This window comes from Cedecea sp. AS113 (genome assembly GCF_037152415.1).
Taxonomy (GTDB): Bacteria; Pseudomonadota; Gammaproteobacteria; order Enterobacterales; family Enterobacteriaceae; genus Cedecea.
On record NZ_JBBCMI010000016.1, the window covers coordinates 58,842 to 72,502 of the forward strand.

The 13,661-nt window shown below is 45.3% G+C and carries 15 protein-coding genes; 4 read left to right on the plus strand and 11 right to left on the minus strand.

The features are described from left to right. Positions 1 to 13: 13 nt before the first annotated feature. Together rfaF and rfaC are read left to right on the plus strand one after the other, a co-directional pair. A complete protein-coding gene (gene rfaF / locus WFN87_RS17700) occupies positions 14 to 1,063 on the plus strand; it encodes an ADP-heptose--LPS heptosyltransferase RfaF (RefSeq protein WP_336983473.1) in 1,050 nt (349 codons plus the stop codon). Further along, positions 1,063 to 2,028 carry a lipopolysaccharide heptosyltransferase RfaC gene (gene rfaC, locus WFN87_RS17705; protein ID WP_336983472.1) on the plus strand — a complete coding sequence of 322 codons (966 nt, stop codon included), beginning with the start codon at positions 1,063 to 1,065 and terminating at the stop codon, positions 2,026 to 2,028. The genes rfaF and rfaC overlap by 1 nt, the downstream gene beginning before the upstream one ends. Positions 2,029 to 2,062: 34 nt before the next feature. Here rfaC and WFN87_RS17710 read toward each other — a convergent pair whose 3' ends face one another. From WFN87_RS17710 to rfaQ, 7 genes are all read right to left on the minus strand, one after another. Beyond that, positions 2,063 to 3,313, minus strand: coding sequence for an O-antigen ligase family protein (locus WFN87_RS17710; protein WP_336989465.1), 1,251 nt, complete (start codon positions 3,311 to 3,313; stop codon positions 2,063 to 2,065). 39 nt (positions 3,314 to 3,352) lie between these two features. Then, positions 3,353 to 4,126 (minus strand): glycosyltransferase family 25 protein, encoded by a 774-nt coding sequence (locus tag WFN87_RS17715; RefSeq protein ID WP_336983470.1) that lies wholly within the window; start codon positions 4,124 to 4,126, stop codon positions 3,353 to 3,355. A 98-nt stretch (positions 4,127 to 4,224) separates the two neighbouring features. Then, a complete protein-coding gene (locus WFN87_RS17720; protein ID WP_336983469.1) occupies positions 4,225 to 5,235 on the minus strand; it encodes a glycosyltransferase in 1,011 nt (336 codons plus the stop codon). A gap of 14 nt (positions 5,236 to 5,249) precedes the next feature. Beyond that, complete coding sequence (gene waaB / locus WFN87_RS17725; RefSeq protein WP_336983468.1) at positions 5,250 to 6,317, minus strand: lipopolysaccharide 1,6-galactosyltransferase; 1,068 nt, start codon at positions 6,315 to 6,317, stop codon at positions 5,250 to 5,252. 20 nt (positions 6,318 to 6,337) lie between these two features. Beyond that, a complete protein-coding gene (gene rfaP, locus WFN87_RS17730; RefSeq protein ID WP_336983467.1) occupies positions 6,338 to 7,135 on the minus strand; it encodes a lipopolysaccharide core heptose(I) kinase RfaP in 798 nt (265 codons plus the stop codon). After that, on the minus strand, positions 7,128 to 8,252 hold the full coding sequence (locus WFN87_RS17735; RefSeq protein ID WP_336983489.1) for a glycosyltransferase family 4 protein: 1,125 nt from the start codon (positions 8,250 to 8,252) through the stop codon (positions 7,128 to 7,130). The genes rfaP and WFN87_RS17735 overlap by 8 nt, the downstream gene beginning before the upstream one ends. Continuing rightward, positions 8,252 to 9,319: a lipopolysaccharide core heptosyltransferase RfaQ gene (gene rfaQ / locus WFN87_RS17740; RefSeq protein ID WP_336983466.1), complete on the minus strand. Its 1,068-nt coding sequence runs from the start codon at positions 9,317 to 9,319 to the stop codon at positions 8,252 to 8,254. Before rfaQ ends, WFN87_RS17735 begins: the two co-directional genes overlap by 1 nt. 372 nt (positions 9,320 to 9,691) lie before the next feature. On the opposite strand from rfaQ, the gene waaA reads away from it, so the two are divergent. Next, positions 9,692 to 10,969 carry a lipid IV(A) 3-deoxy-D-manno-octulosonic acid transferase gene (gene waaA / locus WFN87_RS17745; RefSeq protein WP_166879358.1) on the plus strand — a complete coding sequence of 426 codons (1,278 nt, stop codon included), beginning with the start codon at positions 9,692 to 9,694 and terminating at the stop codon, positions 10,967 to 10,969. A gap of 8 nt (positions 10,970 to 10,977) precedes the next feature. Continuing rightward, positions 10,978 to 11,457, plus strand: coding sequence for a pantetheine-phosphate adenylyltransferase (gene coaD, locus WFN87_RS17750; RefSeq protein WP_008457448.1), 480 nt, complete (start codon positions 10,978 to 10,980; stop codon positions 11,455 to 11,457). Here the strand turns inward: coaD and mutM are convergent, their stop codons facing one another. The 4 genes from mutM to radC all read right to left on the minus strand — a co-directional run bounded on the left by mutM (position 11,458) and on the right by radC (position 13,652). Next, on the minus strand, positions 11,458 to 12,267 hold the full coding sequence (gene mutM, locus WFN87_RS17755) for a bifunctional DNA-formamidopyrimidine glycosylase/DNA-(apurinic or apyrimidinic site) lyase (RefSeq protein ID WP_166995796.1): 810 nt from the start codon (positions 12,265 to 12,267) through the stop codon (positions 11,458 to 11,460). Between the two features lie 68 nt (positions 12,268 to 12,335). Next, complete coding sequence (rpmG, locus tag WFN87_RS17760) at positions 12,336 to 12,503, minus strand: 50S ribosomal protein L33 (RefSeq protein WP_002436700.1); 168 nt, start codon at positions 12,501 to 12,503, stop codon at positions 12,336 to 12,338. 20 nt (positions 12,504 to 12,523) lie between these two features. Then, positions 12,524 to 12,760 (minus strand): 50S ribosomal protein L28, encoded by a 237-nt coding sequence (gene rpmB / locus WFN87_RS17765; protein ID WP_008457442.1) that lies wholly within the window; start codon positions 12,758 to 12,760, stop codon positions 12,524 to 12,526. A 214-nt stretch (positions 12,761 to 12,974) separates the two neighbouring features. Beyond that, the gene (gene radC / locus WFN87_RS17770) at positions 12,975 to 13,652 is read right to left on the minus strand and encodes a RadC family protein (protein WP_336709077.1); all 678 of its coding nucleotides are present in this window, start codon (positions 13,650 to 13,652) and stop codon (positions 12,975 to 12,977) included. Positions 13,653 to 13,661 lie beyond the last annotated feature (9 nt).

Below are 13,661 nucleotides of genomic sequence, written 5' to 3' on the forward strand. Positions count from 1 at the left end.
GCACAGGAAAAGCATGAAAATTCTGGTGATTGGCCCGTCATGGGTGGGCGACATGATGATGTCGCAAAGTCTTTATCGCACGCTCAAGGCGCGTTATCCCCAGGCGATCATTGACGTGATGGCACCCGCGTGGTGCCGTCCGCTATTATCGCGTATGCAGGAAGTGAACGAAGCCATCGCCATGCCTTTGGGTCACGGTGCGTTGCAAATCGCAGAGCGTCGTCGCCTTGGACGCAGCCTGCGGGACAAACGCTATGACCATGCGTACGTTCTGCCAAACTCGTTTAAGTCCGCGCTGGTGCCTTTTTTTGCCAACATACCTCACCGTACGGGTTGGTTGGGCGAGATGCGTTACGGCCTGCTGAATGACAGCCGTAAGCTGGACAAACAAGCCTGGCCATTGATGGTAGAGCGCTACGTCGCCCTGGGTTATGAAAAAGGCATAATGCAGTCGGCTAAAGACCTCCCGCAGCCGCTCCTGTGGCCTCAACTACATGTTAGTGAAGGTGAAAAAACACTGACTTGCGCTGCTTTTAATCTTGATCCACAGCGTCCGATGATTGGTTTCTGCCCTGGAGCAGAGTTCGGCCCGGCAAAACGTTGGCCGCACTATCATTACGCCGCGCTCGCAGCAAAACTCATCGATGCGGGCTATCAGGTTGTGCTCTTCGGCTCAGCCAAGGATAAGGACGCAGGTAAAGAGATTCTTGCTGCTCTCACCACTGAACAGCAGGCATGGTGCAGTAACCTTGCCGGGGATACCCAGCTTGAACAGGCCGTGATATTGCTTGCCGCTTGCGAGGGTGTGGTCACCAATGATTCCGGCCTGATGCATGTCGCAGCTGCGCTCAACCGTCCTCTGGTCGCACTTTATGGCCCCAGCAGCCCGGATTTCACCCCACCACTTTCCCACAAAGCGAGAGTTATTCGCTTGATCAGCGGCTACCATAAAGTGCGTAAAGGCGATGCCGCTGAGGGCTATCATCAAAGCCTGATCGATATCACACCAGAAAGCGTGCTGGTTACATTGACTGAACTGCTAACCAGCAGCAAGGAAGACTAATGCGCGTCCTTCTCGTTAAAACGTCTTCGATGGGCGATGTTCTTCATTCACTTCCTGCGCTGACGGATGCGATGCATGCCATTCCAGGTATTAAATTCGACTGGGTAGTTGAAGAAGGCTTTGCCCAGATTCCGAGCTGGCACCCCGCCGTGGATAAAGTCTTTCCGGTTGCGATCCGTCGCTGGCGTAAAAGCTGGTTTGCTTCTAAAACACGCGCCGAACGTGAAGCATTCTATCAGGCACTGAAGGCCAGAAAATATGACTGCATTATCGACGCCCAGGGGCTCGTAAAGAGTGCGGCGTTGGTCACACGCAAGGCGCAGGGTATCAAGCACGGCATGGACTGGAACAGCGCACGTGAGCCATTAGCCAGTCTGTTCTACAACGTAAGACACAGCGTGGCCAAGCAGCAACACGCAGTTGAGCGCGTACGTGAGCTTTTTGCTAAGAGTTTGGGGTATACCCAATCCGATCGGCAGGGCGATTATGCAATTGCGCAGCATTTCCTGAACTTGCTGAACGCGGGTAATGGCCAATATGCCGTATTCTTACATGCGACGACACGAGATGATAAACACTGGCCCGAGAGGCACTGGCGTGAGCTCATTAGCCTGCAGGAGGGTTCAGGGATTCGCATTAAGCTTCCATGGGGAGCGCCACATGAAGAAGCAAGGGCAAAACGATTGGCTGAAGGGTTTGATTTCGTAGACGTCTTACCGAAAATGACGCTTGAAGAAGTGGCTAAAGTATTAGCGGGGGCAAAATATGTCGTTTCCGTTGATACAGGCTTAAGCCATCTTACCGCAGCATTAGACCGCCCGAATGTAACGCTTTACGGACCGACAGATCCGGGGCTCATTGGCGGGTATGGGAAAAATCAAAAAATTTGCCGTTCTCCTAAGAATAATTTAGAACTACTTAATCCTGAATATGTTAATAGCAAGCTCAAAGCAATTTCAGAATGAAATAGAGTGGATATATTATCCACTCCCAATGCATTTAAATATTTTTTCTGTCCTGATTGCTTAAGAACAAAACAGACAGCAGCAGGCATACTATCCAGGAAGCGGGGATAGGCTTATCGTGCGTGATAACATCACTTATCCCAAACAGCATAATGGTTGCAGGGAAAACCAACAATAAATACTTCTTCTCGCGGATACAATAATATATTAGCGAAGAATAAAAAATCACCAAGAATACGACACCAAATATGCCTTTGGTAGATAATGCTTCAGCAATTTCATTGTGCATATGAACATTCAGAAACTGAGCAGCTCCCTCATATCGGCTGTCTTTTTTACTTAAATCAAGAATATTAGCAGCTCGCTGCTCAAGAGACTGCCATTCTATTCCATGAGGAGCGCTTTTAAACCCTGCAAGGATCATAGAAAAACGAGCTCCCACGGAAGACATGCTATCGTTTGATTTTGTAAATAATGAGACATCACTTTTCAATTCATTAAAACGCCTGTCAATTTCTTTATTGAACAACAATCCGCAGCATAAAAATAAAACAAGAAAACCACTTAAGCTTTTTATTACAAATTGTCTCTGTCGGCCATATTCTATGAATAATATAGCTATTACCATGGCAGGATAGACAACAATAGCCGCCCGAGTCTCCGTCATCATAATTGCTGTAAAGCTCAATGCAAAGCTTGCATAAAAGATAAACCATTTATATTTTGATTCTAACTTAATAAAAACAATAGCAGAATATAGTCCAAAGAACGTTACGACATAAGCTGCAATCGTCGCCGCGCCCATTTCGCCACTGTTACCATCCATCGCTGATAGAGCTATTCTTTCTGAATGCAAATATAAAGACTGATAAAATGCACGGCTAAACATTATTATTTGGGTGAGGAAGATAACCGGCACATGAAATCTGGATATTACTCTAAAACGAATGTTGCTTAATGCAAGAAAAGTAAATGAACTAAAAACCAGAAGCTTTCCTGCTTCTAAATAACCTCTATAACCATTTTTGTAAATCACATCACCGGTTTTATAAATTCCATACCAGATCAGATCTATAGCCCCCAAAAGTAAAAGGCCCAATGTTAATATAACAATGCTTTTCCTGTAATTATGCCATGGGCTAAATATCACAACAAAGAATGATAAAACGCCTGTTGCATTTATTATTTTGGTTGTTGTATTTAGATCAATAGGGATGAATATTACACCAATCAAATACAAAGCGAATATAAACCCACACCCAATGAATTTTATAAAGCTCATCATTAAACCCATGTTAGCTTTTAAATTAAAATGAATAATTTTTTATTTAAAAAATGAGAAAAAGAAAACTTTTATCCATGAACGAGTTACTTTCATTTTCTTTTGAATATAACTACGCGGACGTTTTTTTTCGGCCACTAGTGCTCGTTCGCTTTCAAGATGACTATTAGTCCCATTGAGTATTGGATGTTCTATGATTTCATCAAGATAGAAATCATTTATTATATTTTTTTCATCCATCAAAAACCAGCTATCAGCTCGATAAGTGCCATAGGATTGCGTCAGCTTAAGAAGATTACGTGCCATATCTTTATTCATTAAATAACTACATGTTCTACGGATTTTTCCTCTGTTGAAGGTCACTCTTTTAAAAGTACAGGTACTTACATTGATTTTACTAAAATGGCTCAACCCAAGCACTGGATAATCGTGCAATCCTTTTTGTCCGCCAAGTAAGTAAAGGTTATTATTATTTAATTTATCATATTCATTTTCGTTGAAAGAAGATAGGAATTTTGCAAAACGAGAATCCACAATCACATCATCTTCAAGAATGACTGCCCATTCATATGATTTATCTACAATATCCTTATATATAAACTGGTGGCTAAGTGTGCATGCAATTTCACCATCGGTCATATCAGCACTTTCCCCAGCAACTCTCATACTTTCTATTATTGATTTATTACGTGGATCTTTAGCGTCAACAGCATCAAAAAAAACGAAATCAATATTTAAATCAGAAAATATATTTTTAATTCTGTTTCTTCTTTCATCATCTCTTAATAAAGAAACAACATAAACTGGGACAGTCATTATGAATCACCCTAACATGGTCATATTTACAATAAAAATCAAACCAAACAGAATCGTTTAATCTCATTAACGCAACGGTTCATTTCTTTATTAAAAAGTCACTGGAGTTTATAAAAATAATATTTAGCCCAGCAGACCATAGCAAGAAGGTATTTTTTTTGCTTGGAGAAATGCTTCGCAGCGTAACGGCTTTGTGTTGCGGTAACAGGTTCAAGGAGTTTTTTATTATTCCATGGCGACTGTTTTTTTGCATGCATAAATGGCTGGCTTGATATGTAATTCCCCCAAGCATGCCAAGGTTTAGTGGGCCCTATATAGTGAATAAAAACAGTTTCTGTTTTTATTGGGATATCAACTTTTTCTTTTAATTCATAATTGAGGCTGAACTGTGTATTGTATTTTATATTTAAAAAATACAAGTGGCCTGCAAGCAAGATATTTATAATATCTTGATCAGGATACGATATGTATTCCTGAACCTCGCGATCGTTAAGCAGAGCCAGTGCCTTTTTAGTTATTTCTTGGCTAACCCACCTATTAGGGTCAACCAAGAGAACACCTGAGTTAAAATATCCGTTCTTAATAGCAGGGGAACGTAACTGGTTCGCTCGTTTCTCCCACCATTCTTTCGACTCATCTGCAACTACTGCGGCAATGTTGTCATCCAAATCCAGATGAATAAGCTCATCCAACGAATGCTGACAAACAATATCGGAATCGAGATACAACACCCGGTCGCATTTTTTATTGAAATAATCAAAAATTATAAATCGATAGTAAATCGCCTTAGTCCAATTTTTTGTTATTGGTAAACCATTCAATTCGCTGCTATCAATAATATAAATAGTTAGCTTTATTTTATATCTCTTAGCTAATATTGAAAATTCATCGCTGTCTTGCGTAGAGAACTCATCGGTAAAAATATGAAATGAGAATTTATGCTGAGGATTACTAATCAATATTGAAGTAATAGCAACCCCACATCCTAGCAGGAAATTTTTATCTGTACCAAACGAAATAGCCAACGCATCAAGATTATTATCATCCTGAAAATCAAATTCAATTTTATCGCGAATTACATTGGACTCGTCAAAATAAGAAAAATTCATTTTGCACTCAACATTTAATAAAGTATAGCCGAATTAATTCTATCAAAGTATGCTTCATCATAAAAATCAGATATTGTTGAAGGTATATTTTTGCGATTTATAATTATATCTCCAGAAATGGTTTTATCTAACAAACCGATAAATTCATTGAGATCGGATGGCTCATATAAATATCCATTAATGCCATTCTGAATAATATCTTCAGGGCCGGTCACGCAATTAGAACTGATGCACGGAATACCATAAGATTGCGCTTCAAGCAAAGTCATAGGAAAACCTTCGAATGATGAGGTTAACAATAGCGCATTCACTGACTTTATTTTATTTTTCACCAAGCCCCAAGGATCTGCTTGCCAGCCATGCCAGATAATATTGGCGTCAATATTGAGCTGCTTACCATATTCCTTACATTTTGAAAAATCAGAACCATCCCCTATGACATGCAACTTCCACTGACCATCAGCCCTTGCCAGGCCATCAAGCAAATCTTTGATTCTCTTTTGGCCTTCAAATTTCATCCTTCCTACATAGAGAAAAGTGGTTACCTCACCGTTCTCCGGCGCGTGTATAATGTCTGGTTTTCGACTCACAGGGTTGTACACTAATGTAATGTCTGATGCCGAAACCCCTCGCATCTGCATTTGTTTCTTGATACCTGAACTTATTGCTAAATGCCGATCAGCGTAGACGATATATTCAGCATGCTTTTTATGGTCAAGTGAGAAATGTGGCCAAGAGAAAATTTTAAAATTTACACCCGCTTTTTTCCTGGCTTGATTTACCAGTAAGCAGGAAATCACATCAATGCATATAACTACATCAGGGCGATATCCTTTTATCCATTTGCTAAAAGCAGAAACATGTTTCAACTTTCGGAAAAAGGATATCCTCTGATTGCTAAAAGAATAATTAACATCAATATTCTCCAGCCATTGCTTGTCCATTTTGTCATTACGGCAAAAGAAAAACATGCTGCAGTCATCAGGTTGTTCTTTATTCTGAAAAGCATTAATGACGCCTTTAATTACCGTTTCCATTCCACCAAATCCAGAAACGGCCTCACCGACAAAAGCTATTTTCATGATTTTCACACATCAATAAATTAAAGAGATCTACGAATTGTACGCTCACGAATTTTTTCCGCTTTATCTTCTGCTTTAGCCAGCAATGCATGTTCCGTTTCTAGCACACCTCTAAGTGGCTGATTAGAATACGTCACCATAAAGCGCCAAATATCACGCTGTGTCAGCCCAATGTTCATCGATGAAAAATAGAGTCCAATGAGATCTTTATCCCGCCAGCGTCGAGGAACTTTTGTTCGAATCTGCGCACGATGCAGGTCAATCACCGAAACCTTCAGTTCGCTTTCCCGACCAGAAAAGGGGAGATGCAATAAGAAATGGCAAATATAACAATCCCGATGATTTACGCCACCACCGTGCATTTTACGTACCATTGTGGCTACACGCTCAATCAGCATCCGCTTGATTTTTACGTCAGGTGGATTCGTCGCCCAATCAGCACAGTAATCTTCGAGACTGATCGTAGGCGTTAAATCTTCAGTAATGATGAACGACGTTTTGTTGATTGGGTTTAACCCCTTTTCACCAAAACCAACGCCCTGCATCGTGTCGACATCCAGAGTTTTCAGCCGGTGAATCGCCTTCCACTCGCGATCGGCCCCTAAAACCGGCATTCGCAGCGAAATAAGATTTTTTATCACTTCTTTGATAGACGTTCCCTGGTGCCATTTTAAGAAATAGCTTTTTCCTGCGGCCTCGAAACGTAGCGTGCGGCGTGTTTCCAGTTCGCGGAAAATTTCCCCCTGAAGTTTTCTGACTTCAGCAAAAACGTCCTTTCCTTTCCAAAGAGAGGTAAAAGGTTCTTTTAACTCAACCACGCGGCTCTCCCACTATGATATCTGCTGCCTTTTCGGCCAGGCTATAAATATCCTGGGTTGAGGCATAATGACGAGCGTGACTCGCCCAGCTCAGGCGCTGCTCTGCATTACCCAGAACGTCAGATAAAGCCGCATTAAGCGATGCCTGGCTAAACGGTTCTTTGATAACAACCCCACACTCAGCGTCTGCAATATAATGTGCATAGCCGCAAACTTCCGTCACAAGGATTGGCAATCCGGCAGCTATCGCCTCAAGCAAGACAATACCGGCAGCTTCCTGGTAGGCAGGATGAATCAAAACATCCGCAGCCATCATCAGTTCAGAGACGTCATCTCTTCCGGAGAAGAAACTAACCCGGCTCTCTACGCCACGTTTCTGCGCTAATGTCTTAAACCGCCCGGGTTTATCCTGCCCGACAACAAACAAAGTGGTTCGACTACGGATGGCCTCAGGCAAAGCAGCCAACGCTTCAATAGAGCGATCAACGCCTTTACGCGAGAAATCGGAGCCTACCTGCAAAACGAGGTAGCCATTCACACCAATGCCGTTTTTTTCTCTGTAACGCTCCCGGCTACCCTGCGGATGGTTGTCGAATCGACGATCGGGGTAAATACCTGGAGGCAGGATCAGAAAACGCGAAGATTCCGTACCATAGTGTTTTTCAAAATCAGCAATTTGCTTATCAGTCAGCATCAGCAACTTGGTTGATTTTCCTTGCTCGAATGTGGCTTTTTCAAACTGTGAATAATGCCGATATCGGGCGGTCAGGCGATAAAAGAAACCTTTCTCTTGTGCTACTTTTTCGGCGTAACAAACGTCTGCTGCATAATAAACATCGAGACCCGGCATTTTATTAAAACCCACTACGCGGTCTACCGGATGCTGACTCAGATGAGCCTTCACCCATTGATAATATTCAGCATTACGACCGTGGTTCGTTTTTGACCGCACAGGAACGATGACGATATCAAAGGCATCAGGTTTCTCGCCCTGCCAGGACTGCACATAAACCCGGACGTTATGCCCACGCGATGCAACAGCCCCGGCGATACGCATAAAATCGCGCTGCAGGCCGCCAAAGGGAAAATATTTATACAGACAAAAAGCAACTGTCATCATGCTTCGTCTCTTGGTGATAGCGCCGCAGCGGCAGGAAGCATTTTAGAAATGGCGGCAATCACATCCTCAGCAGGGATCACCGACATATATTTTTTATTGCGGTCGAGTTGAGCACGGGACGGCATAGATTGATAGTTACCTGCCCAGAATTGCGTAATTTGCTCTGTCCATGGACGCCAGTAAACATGGTCCGTTGCACCAAACAGGCTAATGACAGGCGTTTTTACCGCCGCAGCAATATGCCCAGGCGCTGAGTCCACCCCAATAAACAATGCTGCATGATCGATTAAAGCGCCCAACTCCGGGAAGGTTGTTTTGCCGGCAAGCGCCACAACGGGCATTATTTTGCATCCTTGAGCTATCTCATTAACGCAGGCGAGATCGTCCCGACCCGGTCCAGAGGTCAATACAACCGGGAATCCTTCATCCTGCAAGTAATCAATGATCTGAGAAAACTTATCGTTGTCCCAACACTTAAAGAGCTGTCGGGCCGTGGGCTGAATGACAACATACTTGTCAGCAACGCTTTCAGCATCAAGCACTTCACGGATCTTTTGCCAATCGGCCTCAGTGTAGTACAGCGTTGTTTCTGTAAAAAAATCCGTAATTCCTAAAGGAGAGAGCACTGAGAGGCTAGCTTCAACGACATGTTTACCAACGACAGGGGCAAGGTGAGTGAAGCTTTTTTTCCAGAATGAAGACTGCCGGTGAGCGTAATCCTGGGAAATTTTTACTGCCGGCCCAAGGCAGCGAACCATCCATGCCACGCTCCGCTGATCGGTCAGGTTAACAATCAGGTCATAATGATTGCTCCGCAAGCGGCGAATCAAGGAAAGAAAATTACTGATTTTCTTTCCTGTTTTAACGCCTTTGTTGCTTATACCATAGCGCGCATTTATTTCTGGATTTCCAGAAAGAATGGGAAGGGTATCCTGATACTGCAGGACATCTATTTTTGCTTCAGGATAGTTGCGCTTAAGGGTACTGATCACAGGCGTTGTCAGCAACATGTCGCCGTGAAAGCGCATTTTAATCACTAAAATTCTTTTAAATGTCGTATTCACCGTCAGCTCTTAATATCAGCAATACTGAAAAATAAAAAATACGCTACCGCCCCAGGCTCCACAGCTACCTGTTCACTGACAACGTGTTCATTTTTATGTGTAGTGTACCACTTATCGCTCCCATTCCGAAGGATACGCAAGCCAAGACAATTCATTGATAAATATATGAATTAAAATAATTTATTTTCCTTAAACTCAAAGACCATTCACTTTTGACTTTTGCACAACTGCTCAATCCAACCATTGCCTGGCAATACATACCTTTGACACAAGCCATCAACCTGGTTTTCGCCCAATTTCCGCAAAAGTAATGGCAAAGCTCAGGTTAAATACATAGAATCCCCAGCACATTCATAATGCCAGCCGTATCCTATGCTCCAATTGCTTTACACCGTACTGCTTTACCTCATACAGCCACTCATCTGGCTGCGATTATGGGTGCGCGGTCGTAAAGCTCCTGCATACCGCAAACGCATTGGCGAGCGCTACGGCTTCTATAAAAAGCCGCTCAAGCCAGGTGGTATTATGTTGCATTCGGTTTCCGTTGGGGAAACGCTGGCCGCCATACCTCTGGTTCGCGCGCTTCGCCACCGCTATCCAGAATTGCCGATTACCGTCACGACAATGACACCAACCGGCTCAGAAAGGGTCATGTCCGCTTTCGGAGAAGACGTCCAGCACGTCTATCTGCCTTACGATTTGCCGTGTGCGCTCAACCGCTTCCTAGATAAAGTCGATCCAAAGCTGGTACTGATTATGGAAACCGAACTTTGGCCAAACCTGATAGCCGCGCTGCACAAACGCTATATCCCATTAGTGATTGCCAATGCCAGGCTTTCCGCACGCTCGGCAAAGGGCTACGCAAAACTTGGTGACTTTGTCAGAACGCTGCTGCAGCGCATTACGCTTATCGCCGCACAGAACGAAGAAGATGGTGAACGCTTCATCTCACTAGGTGCAAAACGGAGCCAATTGACGGTTACCGGTAGCCTTAAGTTTGATATTTCGGTGACACCGCAGCTGGCCGCTCGAGCCGTGACGCTGCGCCGGCAGTGGGCACCGCACCGCCCGGTCTGGATAGCTACCAGCACGCACGAAGGCGAAGAAAGCATCGTCGTGCAAGCTCATCAGTCGCTTTTAAAGCAGTTTCCTAACTTACTGCTGATCCTTGTACCACGCCACCCGGAACGCTTCCCGGATGCCATCAATCTGGTCAGAAATGCTGGATTAAGCTACATAACTCGCTCTTCTGGAGAGGTACCGTCTTCCAGTACGCAGGTCGTCATTGGCGATACTATGGGTGAGTTAATGTTACTGTACGGGATTGCCGATCTGGCTTTTGTTGGCGGCTCGTTAGTTGAGCGTGGTGGCCATAATCCCCTCGAACCAGCCGCACATGCTATTCCAGTGTTAATGGGTCCACATACCTTTAACTTCAAAGATATCTGCGCGCGCCTGTCGCAGGCAGATGGCCTAATCACCGTGACGGACGAGCAGTCATTAGTAAAAGAGATTGCGTCTTTGCTCACAGATGAGGATTATCGTAACTTCTACGGGCGCCATGCTGTGGAAGTGCTTTACCAGAACCAGGGTGCATTGCAGCGCCTGTTACAGCTACTGGAACCTTATCTCCCCCCTAAAACACACTAAGGTCAGATATGCAAAAGCGGGCAATCTATCCGGGGACTTTCGATCCCATCACCAACGGCCATATTGATATCGTTACCCGTGCAGCCAGTATGTTTGACCAGGTGATCCTTGCGATTGCAGCAAGCCCCAGCAAGAATGCCTTGTTCACCCTGGATGAACGCGTTGCGCTGGCGCAGCAGGCACTTGCGCATTTACCCAACGTTCAGGTTCTCGGTTTCAGCGATTTAATGGCAAGCTTTGCACGTAACCAGCAGGCGAACGTGCTGGTGCGTGGGTTGCGTACCGCGGCTGATTTTGAATATGAAATGCAGCTGGCCCACATGAACCGCCATCTCATGCCTGAACTGGAAAGCGTGTTCCTGATGCCATCTAAAGAGTGGTCGTTTGTCTCTTCTTCCCTTGTCAAAGAAGTGGCGCGCCATCACGGAGATGTCGCCCACTTCCTGCCAGAGCATGTCTGTAAAGCGCTTATCGAAAGGCTTAAATAGCTATCGCTGACAGCGGCGACAATAGTAAGTGCTACGCTGGGCGTGCTTAGCGGCGGAAATCGGCGTACCGCATACCCTGCAAGGCTCTCCTTCCCGGCCATATACCTGCAGCTCCTGAGCAAAATAGCCGGGTTTGCCATCGGACTGAAGGAAGTCTTTTAAAGTGGTTCCACCTTGTTCTATTGAGCGTTGCAATACAGCTTTGATAGCTGCGACCAGAGTTTCAGACTCTTTTTTTGATAGCGACTGTGCGCTACGGTCGGGATGGATCCCCGCTGCGAACAAGGATTCGCTGGCATAGATATTCCCCACCCCAACAACCAGTTTGTTATCCATTAGCCAGGGCTTGATAGCCGTTTTCTTTTTGGCCGATTTTTCGCGCAGGTATTCTGCACTGAATGTGTCGCTCAAAGGCTCCGGACCAAGGTGAGACAATACATTGCTCCCTTCCAGCTCTTTGACCCACAGCCAGGCGCCAAAGCGGCGGGGATCGGTATAGCGCAGAACTTTGCCGTTACTCATGATCAGATCGACATGATCGTGCTTTTCCGCAGGAAGTTCTTCCGCGAGGATCCTCAGGCTGCCGGACATTCCCAGATGAATGATGATCCAGCCATCCGGTAGCTCCAGCAGCAAATACTTCGCCCGCCGCTGTACGCTCAACACCGGCTTATCGCTCAGAGCATGTATTTCATCAGAAACCGGCCAGCGCAGTCGAGCATTGCGCACAACGGCATACAGGATGGTTTCACCCACCAGGTGCGGCTCAATACCGCGACGACTGGTTTCTACCTCTGGTAATTCAGGCATCTCTCCTCCGGGAAGCAGGCATAAAAAAACCCGGCCTGAGCCGGGTTTCTTCAACAAAGTTACCAGAATTATTTAATTTTGGCTTCTTTGTATACAACGTGCTGACGGACAACTGGATCGAACTTTTTCAGTTCCAGTTTTTCCGGCTTAGTACGTTTGTTCTTCGTGGTGGTATAGAAGTGACCAGTACCAGCAGAAGAAACCAGCTTGATTTTCTCACGAATACCTTTAGCCATGATTTATTTCCTCTAAGTACTTAGTACTTTTCGCCACGGGCACGCAGTTCGGACAGAACTGTATCGATGCCTTTCTTATCGATTACACGCATACCTTTAGCAGATACACGCAGGGTGACAAAACGCTTCTCGCTCTCAACCCAGAAACGGTGAGAGTGCAGGTTCGGCAGGAAACGGCGTTTAGTCGCGTTCAGTGCGTGGGAACGGTTATTACCGGTCGCCGGACGCTTGCCAGTAACTTGGCAGACTCGGGACATGTCTATTCTCCAAAAATCAAATTAGCTCGAGCTTCGTATAGGGTTAGGCGCCTCGTCAGGCTGCAAGCCTGGTCCCTGGCGGTTCAATGTGAACCACAGTGCCAGGCGCATAATGCCAAACCCGAGATTCTCAAAGGTGGCGTAGTATACGCTGTGTGAGGCATGTGCTCAAGTCCCGAACAGACAAAGATCCCAATGGATCGCGCCTGATGGCTTAAATCCACCCTCGTTCAGCGAAAGAAACGTATTCTCCGTGACCAATAACCAGATGATCAAGCACTCGAATTTCCATAAACAGGCAAACTTTCACGATGCGTTCCGTAATAGCCCGGTCTGCTTTACTGGGTTCGGCCTTACCTGACGGGTGGTTGTGCGCCAGTATAATGGCACCGGCGTTGCATTTCATCGCTTCACGGACAATTTCTCTCGGGTGAACTTCAACGTGACTTAGCGTTCCGGCAAACAACCGCTCACATTTAATAACCTGATGCTGATTATTCAAAAACAGCACCATAAAGATTTCACGCTGCTCGGTCGTCAACTGACTCTGCACATACTCCCGCACCTTTCCAGGCGTAAGCAATGAGAGTTCTTTGATACCCTGAGACGAGTAATAACGCCTCGCCAGCTCGGCAATCGCGTTTAGTTGAGTGTATTTCGCTTCACCAATCCCCTTCACGCCCTTGAAATGGGAATAATCTGCCGACAACAAGCGGTGCAGGGAACCAAACTCACGCAGCAGCATATTGGCAAAAACCAAAACGTGCATTCCCTGGTGGCCCGTACGTAAAAAGAGCGCAAGCAGCTCAGTATCGGTGAGAGCACCCACACCGAATTGCAGCAGCTTTTCCCTGGGTAAATACGCGTTTTCAATCTCATTATCCCTGTCCATCGCACCTCT

Coding starts and splice junctions, on each gene's coding strand:
- rfaC (WP_336983472.1), top strand. CDS start 1,063: ATGCGCGTCCTTCTCGTTAAAACGTCTTCGATGGGCGATGTTCTTCAT.
- WFN87_RS17710 (WP_336989465.1), bottom strand. CDS start 3,313: ATGATGAGCTTTATAAAATTCATTGGGTGTGGGTTTATATTCGCTTTG.
- rfaF (WP_336983473.1), top strand. CDS start 14: ATGAAAATTCTGGTGATTGGCCCGTCATGGGTGGGCGACATGATGATG.
- waaB (WP_336983468.1), bottom strand. CDS start 6,317: ATGAAAATAGCTTTTGTCGGTGAGGCCGTTTCTGGATTTGGTGGAATG.
- rpmB (WP_008457442.1), bottom strand. CDS start 12,760: ATGTCCCGAGTCTGCCAAGTTACTGGCAAGCGTCCGGCGACCGGTAAT.
- WFN87_RS17715 (WP_336983470.1), bottom strand. CDS start 4,126: ATGACTGTCCCAGTTTATGTTGTTTCTTTATTAAGAGATGATGAAAGA.
- WFN87_RS17735 (WP_336983489.1), bottom strand. CDS start 8,252: ATGACAGTTGCTTTTTGTCTGTATAAATATTTTCCCTTTGGCGGCCTG.
- waaA (WP_166879358.1), top strand. CDS start 9,692: ATGCTCCAATTGCTTTACACCGTACTGCTTTACCTCATACAGCCACTC.
- radC (WP_336709077.1), bottom strand. CDS start 13,652: ATGGACAGGGATAATGAGATTGAAAACGCGTATTTACCCAGGGAAAAG.
- mutM (WP_166995796.1), bottom strand. CDS start 12,267: ATGCCTGAATTACCAGAGGTAGAAACCAGTCGTCGCGGTATTGAGCCG.
- rpmG (WP_002436700.1), bottom strand. CDS start 12,503: ATGGCTAAAGGTATTCGTGAGAAAATCAAGCTGGTTTCTTCTGCTGGT.
- WFN87_RS17720 (WP_336983469.1), bottom strand. CDS start 5,235: ATGAATTTTTCTTATTTTGACGAGTCCAATGTAATTCGCGATAAAATT.
- coaD (WP_008457448.1), top strand. CDS start 10,978: ATGCAAAAGCGGGCAATCTATCCGGGGACTTTCGATCCCATCACCAAC.